13 protein-coding genes and 1 tRNA gene are annotated in these 19,608 nt (G+C 69.8%); 6 read left to right on the top strand and 8 right to left on the bottom strand.

Features of this window, described 5'->3' with window-relative positions; genetic code table 11:
- The first annotated feature begins 43 nt into the window (after positions 1-43).
- Positions 44-982 carry an SDR family NAD(P)-dependent oxidoreductase gene (locus tag VAB18032_RS06180; RefSeq protein WP_013731934.1) on the top strand — a complete coding sequence of 313 codons (939 nt, stop codon included), beginning with the start codon at positions 44-46 and terminating at the stop codon, positions 980-982.
- Between the two features lie 81 nt (positions 983-1,063).
- On the opposite strand, the gene VAB18032_RS06175 is transcribed toward VAB18032_RS06180, so the two are convergent.
- The 4 genes from VAB18032_RS06175 to VAB18032_RS06160 form a co-directional block, all read right to left on the bottom strand.
- Positions 1,064-3,754, bottom strand: a complete 2,691-nt coding sequence (locus VAB18032_RS06175; protein ID WP_043719820.1) for an RICIN domain-containing protein — start codon at positions 3,752-3,754, stop codon at positions 1,064-1,066.
- A 65-nt stretch (positions 3,755-3,819) separates the two neighbouring features.
- Positions 3,820-5,262: a ricin-type beta-trefoil lectin domain protein gene (locus tag VAB18032_RS06170; RefSeq protein ID WP_013731932.1), complete on the bottom strand. Its 1,443-nt coding sequence runs from the start codon at positions 5,260-5,262 to the stop codon at positions 3,820-3,822.
- A gap of 47 nt (positions 5,263-5,309) precedes the next feature.
- Positions 5,310-6,740, bottom strand: a complete 1,431-nt coding sequence (locus VAB18032_RS06165) for an endo-1,4-beta-xylanase (RefSeq protein ID WP_013731931.1) — start codon at positions 6,738-6,740, stop codon at positions 5,310-5,312.
- 507 nt (positions 6,741-7,247) lie between these two features.
- The gene (locus tag VAB18032_RS06160) at positions 7,248-14,387 is read right to left on the bottom strand and encodes an NACHT domain-containing protein (RefSeq protein ID WP_013731930.1); all 7,140 of its coding nucleotides are present in this window, start codon (positions 14,385-14,387) and stop codon (positions 7,248-7,250) included.
- A gap of 136 nt (positions 14,388-14,523) precedes the next feature.
- Between VAB18032_RS06160 and VAB18032_RS06155 the strand changes: the two genes are divergently transcribed.
- Both VAB18032_RS06155 and VAB18032_RS06150 read left to right on the top strand, forming a co-directional pair.
- Positions 14,524-14,898: a hypothetical protein gene (locus tag VAB18032_RS06155; RefSeq protein WP_013731929.1), complete on the top strand. Its 375-nt coding sequence runs from the start codon at positions 14,524-14,526 to the stop codon at positions 14,896-14,898.
- Complete coding sequence (locus tag VAB18032_RS06150) at positions 14,895-15,206, top strand: DUF2610 domain-containing protein (protein WP_050814553.1); 312 nt, start codon at positions 14,895-14,897, stop codon at positions 15,204-15,206. Before VAB18032_RS06155 ends, VAB18032_RS06150 begins: the two co-directional genes overlap by 4 nt.
- 110 nt (positions 15,207-15,316) lie before the next feature.
- Here VAB18032_RS06150 and VAB18032_RS06145 read toward each other — a convergent pair whose 3' ends face one another.
- Both VAB18032_RS06145 and amcA read right to left on the bottom strand, forming a co-directional pair.
- A complete protein-coding gene (locus VAB18032_RS06145; protein WP_086011317.1) occupies positions 15,317-15,655 on the bottom strand; it encodes a hypothetical protein in 339 nt (112 codons plus the stop codon).
- 4 nt (positions 15,656-15,659) lie between these two features.
- On the bottom strand, positions 15,660-15,830 hold the full coding sequence (gene amcA / locus VAB18032_RS33315) for a multiple cyclophane-containing RiPP AmcA (RefSeq protein ID WP_332416482.1): 171 nt from the start codon (positions 15,828-15,830) through the stop codon (positions 15,660-15,662).
- Between the two features lie 425 nt (positions 15,831-16,255).
- Between amcA and VAB18032_RS06135 the strand changes: the two genes are divergently transcribed.
- The 3 genes from VAB18032_RS06135 to coaD all read left to right on the top strand — a co-directional run bounded on the left by VAB18032_RS06135 (position 16,256) and on the right by coaD (position 18,748).
- Positions 16,256-17,593, top strand: a complete 1,338-nt coding sequence (locus VAB18032_RS06135) for a hypothetical protein (RefSeq protein ID WP_013731925.1) — start codon at positions 16,256-16,258, stop codon at positions 17,591-17,593.
- Positions 17,590-18,159 carry a flavoprotein gene (locus VAB18032_RS06130; RefSeq protein WP_013731924.1) on the top strand — a complete coding sequence of 190 codons (570 nt, stop codon included), beginning with the start codon at positions 17,590-17,592 and terminating at the stop codon, positions 18,157-18,159. The genes VAB18032_RS06135 and VAB18032_RS06130 overlap by 4 nt, the downstream gene beginning before the upstream one ends.
- A gap of 64 nt (positions 18,160-18,223) precedes the next feature.
- Entirely contained in the window at positions 18,224-18,748 is a 525-nt protein-coding gene (gene coaD, locus VAB18032_RS06125; protein ID WP_232510682.1) for a pantetheine-phosphate adenylyltransferase, read from the top strand.
- Between the two features lie 119 nt (positions 18,749-18,867).
- On the opposite strand, the gene VAB18032_RS06120 is transcribed toward coaD, so the two are convergent.
- Positions 18,868-18,943 (bottom strand) — tRNA-Lys (locus VAB18032_RS06120).
- Positions 18,944-19,020: 77 nt separating this feature from the next.
- Entirely contained in the window at positions 19,021-19,560 is a 540-nt protein-coding gene (locus tag VAB18032_RS32755) for a UDP-N-acetylglucosamine 1-carboxyvinyltransferase (protein WP_013731922.1), read from the bottom strand.
- Between the last annotated feature and the right edge of the window lie 48 nt (positions 19,561-19,608).

Raw genomic sequence — 19,608 nt, 5'->3', positions numbered from 1 at the left:
CCCTTCGCGCCAGCAGCAGTGGTGCCCGACCGGAAAGTAGAAAATGACTGTTTCTGACCAGCATGACGACCTGAGCTTCGGTATCGACAGCACCGCGACAGAGGTGCTCGCCGGCATCGACCTCTCCGGCAAGGTCGCCATCGTCACCGGCGGCTATTCGGGCCTGGGTCTGGCAACCACCCGTGCGCTCGCCGCCGGCGGCGCCCGGGTCATCGTCCCGGCCCGGCGTACGGACGTCGCGCGGGAGGCGGTCGCGGGGATCGACGGGGTGGAGGTCGACGAGCTCGACCTGGCCGATCTGGACAGTGTGCGGGCGTTCGCCGAGCGGTTCCTCGCCTCCGGCCGCAGCATCGACATCCTGATCAACAACGCGGGGATCATGGCCACCCCGCTGACCCGGGTCGGTCCGGGCTGGGAGGCCCAGTTCGCCACCAACCACCTGGGGCACTACGCCCTGGTCAACCGGCTCTGGCCGGCGCTGACCGCCGACGGTGGGGCGCGTGTCGTCGTGCTCTCCTCCGGCGCCGGGGAGAACCCCCGCATCAACTGGGACGACGTGCACTTCGCCGACGGCTACGACAAGTGGGCGGCGTACAGCCAGTCGAAGTCGGCGAACATCCTCTTCGCCGCCGAACTGGACCGGCTGGGTCGGGCCGCCGGTGTCCAGGCGTTCTCGGTGAACCCCGGCTACATCCTCACGCCGTTGCAGCGCCACCTCGCCAAGGAGGAGATGGTCGGTGCCGGCTGGATCGACGAGGAGGGCAACGCCCTGCTGCCCGAGTTCCGGGCCCCCGAGCAGGGTGCCGCGACCCAGGTCTGGGCCGCCACGTCACCGGCGCTGGCGGGTGACGGCGGCGCCTACCTGCAGGCGTGCAAGGTCGCCAAGACCTTCGACGGCCCCGAGGACCGCGAGGCGGCCGAGCGGCTCTGGGCGCTCTCGGCCGAGTTGACGGGCGTCGACGCCTTCGGCAAGTCGGAGTGACCCGGTCCGGTCCGGTGCACCGGACCGGTTGAGCAAGGGCCCGGGGGGCCAGGCATCCTGCCTGGCCCCCCGGGTCGGTTCTCAGCTACGTCGAGTCCACTGCTGGTTCGTCCCGCCGTTGCACGACCAAAGAATGATCTTCGTGCCGTTGGCGGTGGCGGCCCCGTTGGCATCGATACAGAGTCCGGACTGGACGCTGGTGATGGTGCCGTTGGCGTTGACGTTCCACTGCTGGTTGAGCCCGCCGTGGCAGTCCCAGATGATGACTGCCGTGCCGTTGGTCGTGCCGTTGCCGAAGGCGTCCAGGCACTTGTTGCCGTACACGGTCAACTGCTTGCCCGCGGTGTAGGTCCACCGCTGGTGGGTGCCGGCGCCGCAGTCCCAGAGTTGCACCTGGGTGCCGTTGGCGGTGGCCGCGCCGGGCACCTCGATGCAACGACCCGACTGACCGCCCACGAGCTGGACGCTCTGCCCGCTGCTGGTGCCCTGCCGCCGCACGATCGACACGGATTCGGCCGACCGGTTGCCCTGGGCGTCGAGGACGAAGAGCCGGTAATCGCCCGAGGTCGTGGGCACCGCGATGCTTGTGGCGTTGCCGTCCGCCCTGGTCATCGTCGGGCCGGCCGCGAAGCTGGTGGTGCCGGAGGGTGCCAGCCAGAGGCTCCTGGCCGCGTCCCCGGTGCTGCGGATCGGAATCGAGGTCACGCCGCTGGCGGCGGTCGTGCTGGCCGGCAGGACGTGGTCCTGCATCGACACCCCACGGGCCTGGACGACGTCGCGGTACGACTCCTCCGGCCCGGAGTTCACCGCGATCTGGTACGCCGCCGCCGGCCACACGTAGTCGGAGGAGACGATGATGTCGTCGATGGTGCTGTTGGGCAGGTTCTTCTCGGAGACCTTGTTGATCGGGCCGTAGGTGCGGGTGATGGTCAGGTCGTGCTTGCGCCCGAAGTTGTCCGAGTTGATCATCCAGGTGATGTTCTTGTCGACGCTCAGGACGTTGTCCCGGAAGGTCATGTACGCCGAGCCCTCGTCCGGGTGGAGCCCGTACTTGTGGCCGGCGGGAACGCCCTGGAGGTAGTTGTTGCTGACGACGGTGCCCGGCTGGCTGCCCAACGTGTAGATGGGTGCCGTGTCGCTGAGCCGCTGCACGGTGTCGATGATGTGGTTGTGGCTGATGGTGTTGTTCTTCGCCGTCGTGGTGGGCCGGTTGGGCACGATCGATCCCGATGAGCCGTCGAAGTTCCACCACCCCCAGCCCATGGTGATGCCCGCCCAGGGGGCCTTCTCGATGCGGTTGTACTGCACGGTGAGGGCATCGACGAAGTAGGCCGCGACCGCGCCGTGCCCGTTGAACAACACCGCACTGTCATGGATGTAGTTGTTCTTGATCTCGATGTTCCGCGGTGCCCCCTCGACCTGGGGCGAGTACTTCTCCCGGTTGCTCGACGTGTGGTCCCCGATGTAGACGTGCTGCGGATGGCCCACGCTGACCGCGGTCCCCGCGACGTCGTTCGTGTAGTTCCCGATCAACCGGGTGTTGATCACGTCGTTGACCATGTTGATCCCGTCGGCACCGGTGTGCTGGACGCGGTTGCGTTCCAACAGGATCCCGTCGGCGTTCTGCAGGTGGACGATGCCGGGCGTGACGTCGACGTTGCGGTAGTGGTAGACGTGGAAGTTGCCCCGGGCGTACGCGAAGGCGCTGAGGTTGCCCTGCTGCGCCTGCTTGAACACCGAACCGGCGACGTTTACCAGGTTCCAGTCGGAGTGCTCCACGGTGAGCCCGGAGAACGTGATGTTCCGCGCCCGGTTGCTTGTCGACGTGCCGGCGATCCGCAGCACGGTGGCCACGTTGTTCGGCGCGAAGACCGAGGCGGTCGCCATGTTCTCGCTGCTGGCCTTGTAGTAGTAGACCGTCCGGCTGGACTTGTCGAAATAGAACTCCCCCGGCGCGTCCAGGAACTCGTACGCGTTCATGACCTTGTGGCTGCCGTTGATCTGGGCGTTGCCGTTGAAGGCACCCTGGGCGATGGCGGCACCCGGCTGCTGGAACAGGGCCACCCGGTTGGACCCGTCGGTGATCACCTGGCGGACTCCCACGATGGCGGTGGTCCAGGTGGTCGCCGTCTCGATCTCGATGTCCTCCTGGTTTGCGGCCACGGCCGGGAAATCCGCCTGGCTGTATCGCGCGCCCGCGCACTGCGAGCCGGATTCCCAGGCCCAGTCGGCCTGTCCCGCGGTGATGGCGTACGACCCGTGGCAGCCGGCCGAGTTGATGGTCTTGGCCGCCATGAAGGCCCGCTTGCCGTTGACGTAGAGCGACCGCAGCTTGTTGGCCCGGTCGAGCGGGGCCTTCCAGATGTTGCCGCTGTGCTGGGTCCAGCCGGCGACCTGCACACCACCCTGAAGCACCGGCGTCTCGCCCGGGTAGGCGGCATAGCTGACCCGGTACCCGTTGGTGCCGGAGTCGCTCGCCCCGAACTCGATCGTGCTGCTGACCGGATAGGTTCCGCCGCGCAGGTAGACCTGGATGTCGCCGGTCATGTTCGCATTTATCGCGCGAACGGCGTCCCGGGCGCGCTGCACGGTGCGAAATGGTGCGGCGAGCGTGCCCGCGTTGCTGTCGTTGCCCCCCGGAGCGACGTAGTACGTCGCCTGGGTCGCCGCCGAAGCCGGCGCCTGATCGGCGACCACGGCAGGCAGTACCGCGGAGACGAGGACTCCCACCGCCAGCAGCAGACCTCTTCCGGCCCGAACGAATGATCCCATTGCTGCCCTTCCCACCTTCGTCGACCGGCCGCCGCCTGAGCCATCATGCGAACCGGGGGTGTTGGTCAGATGTTTTCTGTCTGCCACTTCTGGTTGTCGCCGCCCCAACAGGCCCAGAGCTGGACCTTCAGGGTGGTGGTGTTCACGTCCAGGCAGAGGCCGGACAGTGCGCTGCGGATCGAGCCGTCGCCGCCGATCGTCCACCGTTGGTTGTCGCCGCCGTTGCACACGTACGTCCCGACGACGGTGCCGTTTGCCGTCCCCCGGTTGTACGCGTCCAGGCACCGCTGGCCGGCGAGCGCCGTCAGTTGTCCGCCGGCCGTCACGGTCCAGCGTTGGGCTGTGCTGGTGTTGCAGGCGTACACCTGGACCTGGATGTTGGCGGTGGTGCCGCCGGGGATGTCCAGGCACTGCCCGGTGCCGACGTTGCGCAGCCGGCTCACCCGGTCTCCGACGCCGCCGTCGGTCAGGCCCCAGGCGTACCGGAGGCGATCGAGGCCGCTGGCGTTGGGGGTGCTCAGGGTGAGGTTGGTGGCGGTGCCGTGCAGCTTCTGCATGGCGTACCAGTCGTCGCCCTGCCCGGCGGTCACCTTGCCGCCCAGGCCCGGCCAGTAGATCGAGCCGATCCGCAGCTCCCGCAGCACGTCGGTGGTGGCGCGGAAGTAGCGCACGAAGTTGTCGCTGCTGGCGGCGTCGTGGTAGTTGATCCCGGTGTCCATGGGCGCGCCGAACTCGTCCATGACGGTACGCCCGGCGCAGGGACCGATCGCGTCCCGCAGGAACGTCACCCACTGGTCGTAGTTCTTCGCACCGCTGAAGAAGGTGTAGTGGTGCAGCGAGACGATCGTCCCGTCGAGCCGGCGGTCGGCACACATCGACTTGATGTCGGTGTTCAGGCCGGCGCCGCTGACGAAGACGCGGTCACGGGGAATCGCCGGGCGGGCGTTGAGCCAGTTGACGACCACGTTGGCCCAGTCCGCGGCGGTGTGCCCGCCCGGCTCGTTCATCGGCTCGAAGTAGACCAGGTCGTTGCTGCCGTACCGGGCGACCACGGTGTTCCACATGGTGTTGAAGGCGCTCGTGTTGACGATCCGGCCGCCGCTGGCGGCCACCCCGTCGTCCCAGTAGGAGAGGACGACCTTGAAACCCTTCGCCGTCGCGGCGTCGATCGCGCCGGTGTACGAGTTCCACCAGCTCGTACCGACGGTGTAGGTGTTGATCGGCAGCCGGACCGTGTTGGCGCCCAGGTTGTTCTGGAGTCCGGTGTAGACGGCGTTGGCCTTGGCCTGGACCGTGGCGTAGCTGTCGGAGCTGTTCAGCCCGTGCAGGACCAGCGGTCCGCCGTGGAAGTTGTCGCCCAGCCGGGCCCAGTTGACGCCGCGGAACGCGGTGGTGTCCGCGGCGGCAGGCGAGGCGTCGGCGAGCACGGCGGTCGGCACCGCGCCGAGCGCGACCATGGCGCAGGCGAGTACCCGGGTCAGGTAGCGACTCGAACGGGATCTGGCCATTGTCGTTCCCTTCTTCTCGGTGCCGACCGTCGTGCTCGCTGGTCAGCTCAGGCCCGTGCCCAGCGCTGGTTGCCGCCGCCGTGGCAGCTCCACACGATCACCGCGCTGCCGTTGGCGGTGGCGGCGCCGTTGACGTCCAGGCACAACCCGGTCTGCGCGCTGCTGATCGTGCCGTTGCTGTTGAAGACCCACTGCTGGTTCGCCGCGCCGCTGCAGTCCCAGATCTGCACCCGGGTCCCGGTGCCGGCGTTGCTCGGCACGTCCAGGCATTTGCCCATCACCTGCAACGCCCGCCCGTTCTGGGTGAACTGCTGGTTGGCGTTGCTGTGGCAGTCCCAGATGATCATTTGTGACCCGTTGGTCGAGCTTGCCCCGTTGACGTCCAGGCATCGACCGGAAGCCTCGTTGCGCAGCCGGTTGCCGGTCGGGTTCGGGTTCGGGTTCGAGCCGCTGTTGAGGGCGTCGAGGACGGCGTTGTACGCGGCCTTCTTGTTGCCCGCGCAGTCGAAGAGCAGGGCGTTGTCGCCGCCACGCCAGGAGTCGCAGTCCCGTACGCCCCAGACGGTGATGCCGGTGCAGCGCGAGATCGCCAGGCAGGCGCGGGTGACGGCGCCGTACATGTTGGCCTGGTTGCCGCCCTGGGTGATGTCCAGTTCGGTGATCTCCACGTCCACGCCCAGGTCGGCGAAGCGCTGGAGGTTGGCCTGGTAGTCACCGGGGAGCGTGGTGCCCAGGTGGGACTGGAAGCCCACGCAGTCGATCGGCACGCCGCGCGACTTGAAGTCGCGCACCATGTTGTAGATGCCCGTGGACTTCGCGTTGATCCCGTCGGTGTTGTAGTCGTTGTAGCAGAGCTTGGCGTTCGGGTCGGCCGCCCGGGCGGCACGGAACGCCGCCTCGATCCAGTCGTTGCCGGTGCGCTGCAGGTTCGAGTCCCGTCGGGCGCCACTGCCACCGTCGGCGAACGCCTCGTTCACCACGTCCCAGGAGTAGATCTGCCCCCGGAAGTGGCTGGCCACCTGGGTGACGTGGTTGATGGCGGCGTTGCGCAGGTCTCCGCCGGACAGGCCCTGGGCCCAGCCGGGCTGCTGGGCGTGCCACAACAGGGTGTGCCCGCGTACCTTCATGCCCCGCGACCGGGCGTGGTTGACGATGCGGTCACCGGCGCTGTAGTTGAACACCCCGCGCTGCGGCTCGGTCGCGTCCCACTTCATCTCGTTCTCGGCGACCAGGCTGTTGAACTCGCGGTTCAGCACGGTCATGTACGTGTTGTCGTTGAACTTGTACGTCCCGACCGCCGCGCCGAAGTAGCGGCCGCCCTTCTCGGCCGCCGAGGCGCCAAGTGTGGAGGCCGCGCTGGCGGCCGTGACCGGCGCCAGAACGAAGCCGGCCGCCAGTGCGGCGGCAGCCACCGTGCGCAGCGTCGCGGTGATGAACCGCTTACGTCGTGGAGAACCACTCTGATGTACGAGATCCATGTGCCAGCACCCTCTCGGAGTCGACTACTTCCGACGGGTTAGCGCTAACATCACCAGCCGGCTGAAACCGTCCACCGGGGCGACACAGGAGACGAGAGAACGCTAAGCGTCGATGAAGCTGAGATTGCCACAAAGTTTCGGTGCGCTCAAGAAGCCCTGCATAATCGACTCAACTTAATCATGATCATCGACGTCTGCTGAATTTCGTCGACCCCTCGCGATACCCGACGAGCACGGCCGCGCCGGTCCAGGTGAGCGATAACGCAGTGATCCCGATCAACGCCTCGACCAGGCACGCTGCGCATGATCTACAACACTTCCGCGCCGGCCGATGAGATCCCGACCGGACCGGCCGTCGTCCAGGGTGGAACGAGTTCCTGGTGCTGCTCGACGCGCAGTGGCGGGGCACCCCGGTGGCCTGGTGCCCGTTCATCTGGGTGGACAACGACTCGTCGCTGGCCGGGCCCCGGCCGGCGTCCGGTTTCGCGGTTGAGGTGCTTTCCGGTGCTACCCGGTCTCGGCCGGCGGGTCTGCGGCTGTCGACGCCGCCGCTGTGGGCTCGTTGAACTGGATCAGGAAGTCGGGTACGCCGACGAGTTCGATCACCTCGGTGCTGGGCTTGCCCCGGCCGCTGATGACCACCGTCCCGTAGTCCCCCGGCGTGAACGGCCGACGGGAGTCGAGCGCCGCCCTGACATCCTCGATCTGCTGCTCCGATACCCGCAGATAGCTGTAGACCTCCTCGCCGGCCATGTTCCGACCCAGGACCAGCAGCAGCGACGATTTCGGCATTCCGCTGCTCTCGGCCGCGGCTTGCGCCAGGCGTCCCTGACCCTGCTCGCCGGTCGCTCGCGGCGATCCGGATCCGCGACCCGGGCCATCGGTAGCCGACGGCACCAGGGCGACCAGCGGCACCTTGGCACCGGCGGCGGCAGCGGTGACCGCACCGAGTCGCTGGGTCAGCGCGGCCGGCAGCTCGATGCTCTCGGTCTGCTGGAGATAGTCGATCTGGTAGCGGACCGGCTCGTCGATCGGCACCTCGCCGGTGAGCCGCAGCGTGACGGGCTCCCCGTTGACACCCTCGGCCGGAAGCACCACACCGGCGTGGACCGCCTCCGACTCACGCAACCGCCGGTCCGACTCGATCCAGCCGATGGCCTGCCGGCAGGCATCCGCCAAGGTGCCCAGGCTGCTGATCCGGCCGTCGCGTTCGAGCAGGACGTGCCGGGTGGCGTCCGGACGACGGATCGCGCCGGCCACCGCGGCCAACGCCGTCCGCTGCTCGTCCGGCCCGAACACACCCTGCCTCGCGAGCGCGGCGAGCATCTGCACGGCGAAGTAGGCCCGGGCGACGAACGGGTCGGCGGTGGCCCGGACGAGTTCCGCCAGGCCCTGCTCGGTGACCCGGTCCAGCCACCGGAACGACCCGAGCACCCGTTCCCCGACCGCGTCGGTGTCCCAGGCCATGTCCAGCAGCGTCCGCAGCGACGGCGCGTCACCGTCGCCGAGGATGGCCAGCAACGCGCCGGCGACACTACGGGTCGCCCACCCGGGCTCGTGCCCCAGCAACGTCAGCAGCAGGGCGGGCAGGTCACGGGGTTCACCGGCGACCGCCTCCCGCAGCGCCGCCGGTTGTTGCACGGCCACGGCGTACAGCACGGACAGGTAGTCGGCACCGGCATCCCAGCGTGGCCTGTCGGGCGCCTCGGCCTGCTTCACGAGCTGCGCGACGACCTGATCCAGCAGCAGCGCGAGCAACGGGTTCGGGTCGGTGCCCTCCCCCACCGGGGCACCGTGCAGCACGAAACGCGCGGCCCGCCGCAGATCGGCCAGCCACTGGTCACCGACCACGAACGGGTCCACCGCCCCGACAAGGCCGCGCAGGACGAGGTCCGGCGCGATGGAGACGTCGTCCTCGATGGTCACCCCGGCGCGGGCCAACGCGGTCAGCGCGGCGACCGCGATCGGCTCGTGCGGATCACGGGCGAGCAGCCACAGCTCCGTGACCGCCTCCGCGGCATCCAGCTCCGGTGCCTCCCACCGGGCCCGGTGCAACAGGAACCCGAGGCCGTCACAGGCGGCTTCGGCCAACCCGTCACCGGAGAGCGCCTCGCCGACCAGCGCGTCGACGGAGAGCCCGGTCACCGGCAGGATCAGCCCGAGCAGGCGCAACGCCTGTGCCGCCGGTCCGTCGCCGCTCTCGTTGACGCACCGTCGGGCCGCGCCGGCCGCCCGACGCAGCCGGGTGGCCTCCATCCCGAAGCGGCTCGGCGTCCAGGCCACAGTCTGCAACGCCCACAGGACCTCCATCTGCTCCTCGTCGGGCAGCCGCGGCAACTCGGCGAGCAGCATGTCCAGGACCGGCAGGCGAAGGTGATGGAGCGCGACGAGGAGCCGCCGCCGGGCAGCCGGTTCCCCGGCGAGCAGGTCCAGCGCCGACCGCAGTACGCCGGGTGCGTCGTGCACGATGTCGGCCAGCGCCCACGACAGGTCGCCGTGCAGGTGCGGGTGACGATCGCGTGCCGCGCAGACCAGCCGTACGAGTTCGACGATCGACTCCGCGCCGAGGGCGCTGGCCCGCAGCCTCGGTGGCCCCTGCCCGCCTCGGGACACCGAGGCGATGGCGGTTCGGGTGCGCAGCCGGATCCGGTCGTCTTCGCTGCGGAGCAGGTCCGCCAGGCGGGCCACGGCAGGTGGATCCAGTTCGCCGGACTCGATCGCCAGCAACGTCGCCACCCCGGCCAGGTCCGCGCGGGGATGCTCGCGCCACCGACGCAGGCGCGACACCGCACTGGTGGCCCGGCCGGCGGCCAACAGCTCCACGGCGTCGTCGACCTGCTCCGCGGCGAGCAGCGCGTCGATGCCGGCCACCGCCTCCTTCTCCAGTCGAAGGGCTGTCACACCGGCTGCTGCCCGCGCACGGAGGGCGGCGAGCGCGGCGGGTCGTCGCTCGAGGTCGGACAGGGCGGACCAGGCGGCGCGTTCCGAGGTGAACCGGCCCGCCGTGTCCCGGAGCAGGTCCAGGCCGCGTCGGCACAGCATCGCCGTGGTGAGCGCGGCCCAGGCCTGCACCGTGTCCGCGTCCCGGTCGAGCCGATCGTGGCTGAGCAGCGCACCCGCCGCGTCGCCGCGGGCGATGCTGCGTTGGCGACGGAAGGTCAACACCGCCTCGCACCGTCGGCGCAGGGCCCGCGTCTCGTCGCTCGTCGGCGGCGGCAGGACCGACAGCACGCGGGCAACCTCGTCGGGCGGCGCATGCCGCAGCGCGACGAGCGCCTCGCGCAGCAGTCCCTCTTCGGTGTCCAGGTCGGTCCACCGGGCGGTCCGGGCCAGGGCACTGGCCCGGGCGGCGGGGTCGTCGACCTGCCGGGCCGCGGCCACCGCCCGCTCCAGAAGCTCGGGGCCCGGTACGACCAGCCGCTCGCCCACCGCGAGTTCGATGGCCCGCAGCCGCTGATGCGCGTCGGTCAGGCCACCGAGCGCCTCGTCGAGGACACGCACCGTCCATCGGTCGCCGAGCAACGCCGCGAGCCGGATCCGGCCGCGAAGCTCGGCGTACGCGGATCCGGACCGTCCGCTCGACCGGTCGAGGCGGGACAGCGCCACCGGGTCACCCGGTAGCCCACTGCCGGCGAACGGGGCGTCGCCCGGCTGCGCTTCGACGTCACCGGTCTCCTCGTGCTGGTCGCTGTGCTCCGCCGCCCCGCCGGTCGGAGCGCCGGCCGCCGTGCCGAGGCGGTCGAGGGTGCGCCGGGCGCTGATCGGGTCGGTGACCAGCACCTCCAGTGCCAGGCAGGCCGCCTCGGTGCGGAATCCCTCCGCGATGATCTGCTCGGCGAGCCGATCCAGACACCAGCACCGCAGGAACCCCCAGCGGGGATGCAGACCCGCGAGCACCGTCAGCGCCTCCGCGAGGTCACCGGTGGGGGGCGAGAGCGGGTCGAGCCGCCAGTCGTCGGTGCCGGCAGCGGCGACCGACTCGGTCCGCGCCACGTCGGCCAGCGCCGAGGCCAGGCCGCCCGCGACGTTGACCATGTCCCGCCCCTTGACGTCGAGGGTCACGGCGACGGCGTACTCCTTGTCGTCGTTCGCCCCGCAGACCGCCAGCGCCAACTCCTCCGACAAGGGCCGGCTCGTCGAGTCGCCGTCGGGCCGAGGAGTGCCGACGCTCCACAGCGCACGGACCACGTCGGTGAAGGCGTCCCGGAACAGGTCGGTCGCGGCGTCACCGGTGAGCCCGGCACCGGCCGCCAGCGGGTTCAGACCGGCGAGCGCGTCGCTGAGCAGCATGTCGGTACGGCCCAGCCGCCACCGGGCCCGCCGCCGGACCGCCTCCACGGTGGCGATGTCTTCCTCGCTCACCAGCTCGACGAACGGCGCCGTGGCGCCGGCCTGAGCCTCACCGGTGTCCAGCACCAGCCAGGCGGCCAGGGCGTCCCCGCGTACCTGCGGATCTGCTCGCCGATCGGTGAGGACGCCGGCGAGCAGATCCGGCAGGTCGTGACCGGGCACGCCCGCCCGCAGCCAGGTCAGCAGGTGATCCGTCAGTGGGCTGTCGATCGCGATCTGTTCCGGGCGGAACGCCACCGGACGCGGGCCACGGGCGGCGATCGCCGGTCGGATGAGGGTGTCGAGCAGGACCGCCGCCCGGTAGCGTTCCGCCGGTTCGCTGGTGGGCGCGGCGAACACCGACACCGCTTCGTCCTGGCGACGCAGCCAGTGGATCATGTCGAGGAAGGGGATGCCGCCGTAGAGGCAGAGCAGCACCCGCAGCCAACCGAGGTCACTGCCGACCCGCTCGCGCAGCACCGCTTCGGTCGTCAGGGCCGTCCGCATCTGGTTGCGTACACCGATCGTGGTGGCGGCACGGATGCCGGCCCGGCGTCGGCCGCTGCCCGCGGCGGTCGTCGGTGGCGCGGCCCTGACCATCGTGTCGACAAGCGCCCGTTGGTCCGCATCCAGCCCGGCCCGGACGGTCTCAGGATCACCGCCACCGATCGCGGTCATCCGCCGATGCAGCACGGTGAGCAGTGCCCGGGTCACCTGCCAGCCGTGGTCCGCGCTGTCGCGGTACTGCGCCTCCAGCAGCGCCTGCACCACCGAGCGGTCGTCGAGGCGCAACGCGTCGATCAGCCGAGCGGCGGCCGCCGCCATCGCCGGGGCCGGGTCACGCAGGTGCTCGCAGAGGGCTTCGCAGAGCAGTCGAGGCGCCGTGTCGCCCTGCACGCTGACGGTCCAGCGCAGCAGCGGCTCCAGCATCCGCGCGCCGTCCGGGTGCAGCGTGACGACGGTGCCGGTCAGCTCGGCCTCGGTCTGGACCGCCACCTGGACCAGGGCCCGCAGGTGTTGCCGGCGCAGCCCGGCGATGTCGGCCAGGCTGTGACTGAGCATCTCGGCAGCCAGCCGTCTGCCGGGCCCGGCGAGCAGCTTGTCGACCACCGCCGCGAAGACGGGTTCGGAGACCCGACTGAGCTGACCGAGGGCGAGCCGGACCGCTTCCAGCCAACGCGGATCGCCGAGGCGGTCGCCGACGGCGGTGACGATCGCGTCCACCGTCCCGGCATCGATCAGCCACCGGCCGGCGAAGTACTCCTGCACGGTCAGGTGCCGAAACCCGTACAGCTCCTGCCCGCGGGCGGTGAGCAGGTCGATGCCGGCGATCACCGGATCCACCTGCTCGGCCGCGACCGGCGGGGCCGGCTCACCGAGCAATTCCCGCGCCCGCCGGCACAGCTGGGTGAGCGTGGCGCGGTCGACGAGCCCACTTCGCGACACGTCATGCATCTGGTACGCGACCGCAGCCTGAAGCCGGATCAGGGTGTCGACCGGCACGTCGGGAAAACGCAGCCCGCCCCGTCGCACCGCATGCTCGACCATCGCGGTGTAGAGATCCACCCGCAACCAGCGGTCGCCGCGCACACCGGGACGTCCGGAAAGCCCGGACAACACCACCGAAACCAACGACACCAACAGGTACGGGTTGGCGGCGAGCTGCCGCACGGCGGCACCCCCGCCGGTGATCAGCTGTTCGATCTCGGTCCGACGCTGCACCTGGGTCAGCTCGGGCACCCGAGCCAGGGCGAAGTAGCCGCTGAGCCAGTAGTCGACGACAGCGGCGGCCCCGTCGCCGTCGAGCGGGCCGATCAGGAACTGCTCGAACCGGTCGCCGAGCGCGGCGGCGTAGTAGCCCGCGATCCGGCTGGTGATGATCGTCTGATTCCCGGGGGCCCGGGCGGGATGGTCCAGCCGGACACCCCCGGAGGCGGCGAAGACGTCCAGCGCGGCGGCGACGGACCGGCGATCGGCCAGCGAGGGCACTTCGTCGAGACCGTCGACGATCAGGACCAGTCGCCGGCTACGCAACGCGACCCGGGCGAGCCTGGCCAGTTCGTCGGGCGGCAACCGGTCGCCGCTGGCCGGGTCGGTCGGGAGCGCACCGGCCCAGCCGAGCTGGATGGCGAGGGCGGCCAGTCCCTCCGCCGACTCCTCGGCACCGGCCAGCCCGACGGCGAGGTCGGCGGCCCGGCAGAGCACCGGCAACCGCCGTACCTCGTCGCGCTCACCGTCGTCGGCGAGCCGCCGGGCGGCGGTGTCGTACGCGAGCCGACGCACCATGCTGCTCTTGCCACTGCCCGGCTCGCCGAGCACGATCGCCCGCCACACGGTGCCGGCCAGTCGGCCCGGGGACAGTTCCGGCAGCCCGGAAAGATCGAGCCGGTCGATCGACCGGGTCGGTGACAGGTACGTCGGCAGCGGCCGGTCGGCGAGCACCGAGAACTCGGCCCCGCTGTCCGGCGTCGTACCGCCGCCCCCGGCCACCTGACGGGCCCGGCTGCGCAGATGGTCGAGTTCGGTGCTCCGGGTTCGGCCGGACGAACCGTCACGGACCAGCGGACCCGGTGGCGGACACTCGGCCAACGGCATCGTCACCGACACCCCGGCGACGACGGTGTCGATGACACTGTGCGTCCGACACACCCACCGCAGGTACGCGTCGCGTACCGGGCCGAGCGCGTCCTCGTCGACCACCCGGTCCCGGGTGGCGACCGGCTCGGCACGCGGCGTCAAGCGGATGGCCCGGACCAGCCGGTCGTCGGCGGCGGCCCGGGACGCCGCGGTCACCTCGCCGACCGGCATCGCGACCATCGGCAGGCCGGCGAGCCGATGGTCGATCGCCTCGGGCCGGCTGTCCGGCTGGCCGACCAGCACCACCCCACTGCGGTCCGGATGGTTGTCGAGCCAGTAGGCGACCTGGTCGCGCACCCGACGGTCACGCACCACCGAACCGTCCCGACCCACCACGATGAGCAGCGACGCCTTGTCCATGACGGCGTACACCATCTCCCAGTCATCGGGTTGACTCAGGTGGCCGCCGGAGTAGAAGAGTTGCATCGGCAACGGATCGAGCGCCGCCAACAGCGACTGCTCCACCCAGTCCCGGTCACTCTCCGGGTAACTGACGAAGGCGGTGGTCGATGGTTGCGGAGGTGCGGCCGACAACGCCACCGTGAGACGTTCGATGACACCGCTGTTGGCGATGTTCGTACCGCCCGTGTTGGCCTGCCCGGTAGCGCCGGTGGTGCCGCCGGACAGGTGGCGAAGCACCCCGGCGAGAGCGTCGGCGGGCGGCTGCTGCGGTTGGCTCACGGATGGCACATCATCCTGCGGCGGTGTCACCGCTTCAGAAAACCCGGCGCGCAGAGACCGCACAACCATACGTGGCGCGACCATTACTGGCCGAACGGCTTACCGAACCGGTGAAGTGACAGGCCACGATGGAGACATGTGGGGTAGTCGACGAGCCGTCGGTTGGGTCACCGTCTATGTGCTGGCGGGTGCTGTCCTGCTGGCCATCGGCGTGATCTTCCTGGTCGACGAGGGGCTCGAACGCGCAAGCTGGTGGGCCGGCCTGGGAGCGTTCGTGATCACCGTGGTCAGCGCCGCGATCGCCGTGACGCGTACCCGACAGCAGACACCCGTCGACCCGAAACCAGCACCTCCCGCCGAACCGGATGCGCCTTTGCGCACCGATGAGTCCGATGTGCCACTCCCGCAGACCGGCACGATCGAGCAGCACAACACCGGCGGCATCAACATCGCGAACACCGGCACCATCGGCGAGGTCGACGTCCGAGCGGACGGAGGGTCAGCCCGGTGAGATCCTTCATGATCGACTGCCAGTTCGGGACAGCACGCGCGTCATTTCCCCTCTACGTCGGCGAGCCGGCAGTCGGCACCCACCCGATGGAACAACAATCCGCCTGGTTGCAACGCGTACGCGGCGGATCGGTACCGACAGAGGTGATGGACGCGTTCGCGACGCTGTTCACGATCGCGCTGGAGAACAACGTCTCCTTCGAGGAACTGTGCGCGTACGCGATGGAACAGGCCACCGACAACTCGGAAACGACGGACGAGAACGACGCCGCCCCTACCGAGGCTGACAACGACTCCGCAGACACCTAAACCAAACGGGATCGGGGCACAGCAACATCGACCAACATCCCGGCGCGATCGAGCCCGACACCCCCGCTCTCTGCACACCGACAGCGTCGATGCGATTGACGATGATTCCGCTACTGCGAATCCTCAGGTTTCTCCGAGGCTGATTCGTCGGCCTCGACCGAGCGACGGGCGGCCTTCCGGGCCGGCCAACCGAGGAACCGCTCGAACAGGTCCCTGACATCGCCGGTGGAGCGCGGATCGAGGCGGTGCAGGTCGTCGATTGCCTCGTGCAGCAGACCGGCCAGGTAGAGGAAAAGACTGAGCGAGCTGTCCCGGTAGCTGGCCAGGAGGTTGAGTTTCGCCCGTCCACAGGGCCAGGGTTGACCGCACGTCCGGCACAGCCAGAGCGGACGCATCGGCAGATGCCCCAAGGAATCGGGCCCGGACCGGCCGGCTTCGACAGCAGGCATGCCGTCACCGCTCATCGGCGTCGTTCTGCCGCGCCGGCCGCTCGAACACGACCCGCCAAACGTGCGTCAGCAGTGGCGGGTCGTCCGGGTCCGGCCGGGTCGACGCCGAAAGGCCATCTTCGGCGTCTGACGTCAGCTCGCCGGTCGCGGCGTACCGCGATACATACACCGTCATGGCCGCCTCCCGGCGCGCGCTGGCTTCGGCCTGCGGTGGGCCTGCCGGCACGCCGACAAGCCCACCGCCGCCGGCCAGCAGCAGGGAACAGACCGCCGGCCACCCGCCCTCGCAGCCCCGATGGCGGTACGCGAACGAGGGATCACCCGTACGGTCGACGGACCGCCCGGCGCGAGCACTTGCCGGTGCGTCGGGTCGCATTCCGACCTGCCGCCGTGAGGCGTGTCCATCTCGATCTCCCTGGCGTGACATTGCCGCTGGCCTGCCGACGCGCCGCTGGGGGTCGGCGCGTCGGCACATCCAGGTTGTCCTGAGCGGTGGAAGGACGGAATGTCCTGCCGGTGCACCGACGGTGCACCAGCCGTCACCCCATGTACGGCTACCATCACCTCCACCGGTGACTGTCCGTTCCGGAAGGACGTGTGATGGCTACGGTGACGACCTGGACCGGCCAGGACGCGAATGCGCTGCGGAATGCGTTGCGGATGAGCGTGACCGCCTTCGCTGAGCACGTCGGCGCGGCGCGACGGACCGTCGCCAAATGGAGCAGCCGGGGTGACAAGGTCCTCCCCCGTGCGGACATGCAGGCCGCGCTGGACACCGTGCTGTCCCGAGCGACGCCTGAGGTCCGGGAACGTTTCGAGGCCCTGCGCGCGAAAGGCACCAGCGGTGCAGCCGCAGATGCAGCCGGGCCGCCTGCTGATATCCAGGCGGATACTGGCGCTGACGGTGATGGCGACTCGGGCTCGGATGGTGACGTGCGACGCAGGGATCTCCTACGCGGAGCGGCGATCGGCATCGCCGCCACCCCCAACGTCGCGCCGCTACTCGACGCGCTGTTCACGCCCACGACCTCGGACAGTGCGGCACTGTCTATCCCACACCTCACCCGAGCCGTCGCTGCTGTCAAGGTCGACTACCAGGCATGCCGCTACGAGCGCGTACTCGACCGGCTCGTGACGCTGCTGCCCAGTCTCGAACCGGTCAGGTCCAGCACGGAGGGCGAGCGGCGGCAACGGGTCGAGACTCTGGCTGCCGACCTGTACCACGTCGTCGGCAGTGTCCTGCTCAAGGTGGGCGATCGGGGGATGGCCCTGATAGCGGCCGAACGAAGTGCTCGGGCCGCTGCTCTGAGCGAGGACCCGGTGGCGATCGCCGCAAGCGCTCGGATCATGACCCATGCGCTCATGGGCAACAGCCACGACGCCCAAGCGGTGACCCTCGCCGGAAACGCGGCCCAGTCGCTCGACCGGGACACCCGTTTAGCGTCGAGCGATGCGGTGGCTGTCTACGGTGCCCTCGTCCTGCGCGGAGCCATCGCCGCCGCCCGCCGCGACGACCGGGACACCGCGCACACGATGCTCGATGAGGCAACCCGCGCGGCATCCCGCCTCGGCTACGACGGCAACGACCGGTGGACCGGCTTCGGTGCCACCAACGTCCAACTGCACCGGGTCAACATCGCCCTGACCCTCGGCAACGCCGGGACAGCCATCGCGATCGCCCGCACCGTGGCGTTGGAGAAGGTGACCCTGGCCGAGCGCAAGGCGTCCCTGTTCGTCGACGTGGCACGCGCCTACACCCAGTGGGGACGTTACGAGCACGGCCTCAACGCGCTGCGCACCGCGTACGAGGTGGCACCCGAAGAGATCCGCTGCCGACCGACGGTCCAGCGCATCGCCAGCGACCTCGCCATGCGTGCCAACGGCTCGGCCCGGATCTCCGCTGTCGCTTTCGCCCAGAGCGCTGGGATCCGGCTGTGACCAGCGGTCACCTCCAGATCGTCGTCTGCGGTGCCGGCCCTGCTTCCGACGTGGCCCACCTCGTCAGGGCAGCGCAGCAGCAATCCTGGACAGCCGCGGTCACCGCCACTCCGAGCGCCATGGCCTTCATCGACGTGCCTGGGATCGAGGAGCTGACCGGTGCTGAGGTGAGATCCAGCTACCGGACATCCCCCAGCGGGCGCCGGTCCCTGCCCAGCACCGATGCTCTGGTCATCGCCCCCGCGACGTACAACTCAATCAACAAGATCGCGCTCGGCCTCGCCGACAACTACGCCATGACCTCGGTCGCCGAACTGATCGGCAGGCAGGTGCCGACCGTCATCGTCCCGTTCGTCAACGCCGCCCTCGCCGCGCGGGCACCGTTCCGGAACGCCGTAGCCAGCCTCCGCGACGAAGGCGTACGTGTCCTTCTCGGCCCCGACCATCAATGGGAACCACACCCACCCGGCAGCGGCAATGAACGACAGAGATCCTTTCCCTGGACGATGGCCTTCGAGACAGCAGCCCAACTTCGTCAACTGGTCCGTGACACCTCGGCCCGCTGATTGCGATAGATCAGGATGTCCGCAGTGGTCGGCGGTGATGCGAAGGCCCGCAGCAGGACGGCACATGCACAGCTGCAAGGATCGTGGCCATGCGGTTGGAGTCACGGTGACGGCTACGCCGGATCGTGGAGTGGTTCCGGAACACGGTTCGCTGGCCGTCTATCCCGGTACTTTCGATCCGTTCACTCCGGGGCACCTCGATCTGCTGGCCCGCGCCCGGGTGATGTTCGACCAGATCATCGTGTTGCTGGCGGTGAACGCCGACAAGCGACCCACCGCCGAGGCCACCACCAGGGCCGTACAGGTGCGTGAGGCCCTGCCGTCAGCGTGGGGCAATGTCGAGGTGGACACCTGGACCGGCCTGACCACCGCCTACTGCCTGCGCCGCGGCGCGACGGTCATCGTCCGCGGCTTACGCACGGCCGCAGACTTTCACCACGAGTACCAGCTCGCAGCGATGAACGAGACACTCGGTATCCAGACCGTCTGGTTGCCGGCCCGTCCTGAGTTGGCCGCCACGTCGTCCACGACCGCACGCGCATACCGCGCGGCTCTGTCGGACCGTCCTCCTCTGAACGCCGAAGAGTGACCAGAACGGTGGCAACGCCTCCATGGGGAATGCACTCATCTCGGCTGGATCCGCACGGCTTGAGGGGGCACCGAAACGGGTCAGGGCCGGTCTCATCGACCGGCCCTGAGTGTTACTGCTGGTGCGCCGCCAGGGACTCGAACCCCGAACCCGCGGATTAAGAGTCCGCTGCTCTGCCAGTTGAGCTAGCGGCGCTCGTTGGCAACGGGGAGAAACGATAGCAGGCCGCTGGTCGGGCCCGCCCGCCAGGAGGCGTATCCGCTCGGGGACGTTCACACGGTGATCACGGCGCGCCGTCCGCGCAGCTCGCCCTGCTCGATCATGCGGTGCGCCTCGGCGACCTGGGACGGCGGCAGCGGCACCACTGCGCGCGGAGCGAGCCGCCCGGCGGCGAGCATCCGGTTGACCGCGGCGGCGGCCTCGGCCAGCTCGGCGGTGCTGGCGTGGGAGATGACGAAGCCGATCACGCTGCGGTCGTTCATGTAGAGCGCCCCGGCCGGCAGCACCGGCCGGGACCGGGCGCCGGCGAGCAGCACGATCCGCCCCCGCAGCCGTGAGCTGGTGATGTCGGTGGCGTCGATGACGAGCAGTCGGTCGTTCGGGTGGTACTCGACGTGGGCGCCGAGGAGCCGGGCGAGGTCGACCGCGCGCTGGACGTCGGTGATCGCGGGGACGTTGCGTAGCACCGTCTGACCGCGTCGGGCGAGCAGCGCGGCGCCGATCATGGGCAGGGCGGCGTTCTTCGCGCCTTGGACGACGGCGGTGCCGTTGAGCGGCCCGGCCGGGCGGACACGGTAGCGAACTTCGGTCATGTGACGCTCCTCCAACAGTGATCAGATGGGCCATACCTCTGCCTTCCG

The organism is Micromonospora maris AB-18-032 (assembly GCF_000204155.1).
GTDB lineage: Bacteria > Actinomycetota > Actinomycetes > Mycobacteriales > Micromonosporaceae > Micromonospora > Micromonospora gifhornensis.
Note: the sequence above shows the minus strand (reverse complement) of the source record. Positions and strands in the feature narration are given on the sequence as shown.

Bases quoted from the DNA above. Each gene is read 5' to 3' on its own strand.
- VAB18032_RS06180 (WP_013731934.1), top strand. From the start codon at position 44: ATGACTGTTTCTGACCAGCATGACGACCTGAGCTTCGGTATCGACAGC.
- VAB18032_RS06175 (WP_043719820.1), bottom strand. From the start codon at position 3,754: ATGGGATCATTCGTTCGGGCCGGAAGAGGTCTGCTGCTGGCGGTGGGA.
- VAB18032_RS06170 (WP_013731932.1), bottom strand. From the start codon at position 5,262: ATGGCCAGATCCCGTTCGAGTCGCTACCTGACCCGGGTACTCGCCTGC.
- VAB18032_RS06165 (WP_013731931.1), bottom strand. From the start codon at position 6,740: ATGGATCTCGTACATCAGAGTGGTTCTCCACGACGTAAGCGGTTCATC.
- VAB18032_RS06155 (WP_013731929.1), top strand. From the start codon at position 14,524: ATGTGGGGTAGTCGACGAGCCGTCGGTTGGGTCACCGTCTATGTGCTG.
- VAB18032_RS06145 (WP_086011317.1), bottom strand. From the start codon at position 15,655: ATGCCTGCTGTCGAAGCCGGCCGGTCCGGGCCCGATTCCTTGGGGCAT.
- amcA (WP_332416482.1), bottom strand. From the start codon at position 15,830: ATGACGGTGTATGTATCGCGGTACGCCGCGACCGGCGAGCTGACGTCA.
- VAB18032_RS06135 (WP_013731925.1), top strand. From the start codon at position 16,256: ATGGCTACGGTGACGACCTGGACCGGCCAGGACGCGAATGCGCTGCGG.
- coaD (WP_232510682.1), top strand. From the start codon at position 18,224: ATGCACAGCTGCAAGGATCGTGGCCATGCGGTTGGAGTCACGGTGACG.
- VAB18032_RS32755 (WP_013731922.1), bottom strand. From the start codon at position 19,560: ATGACCGAAGTTCGCTACCGTGTCCGCCCGGCCGGGCCGCTCAACGGC.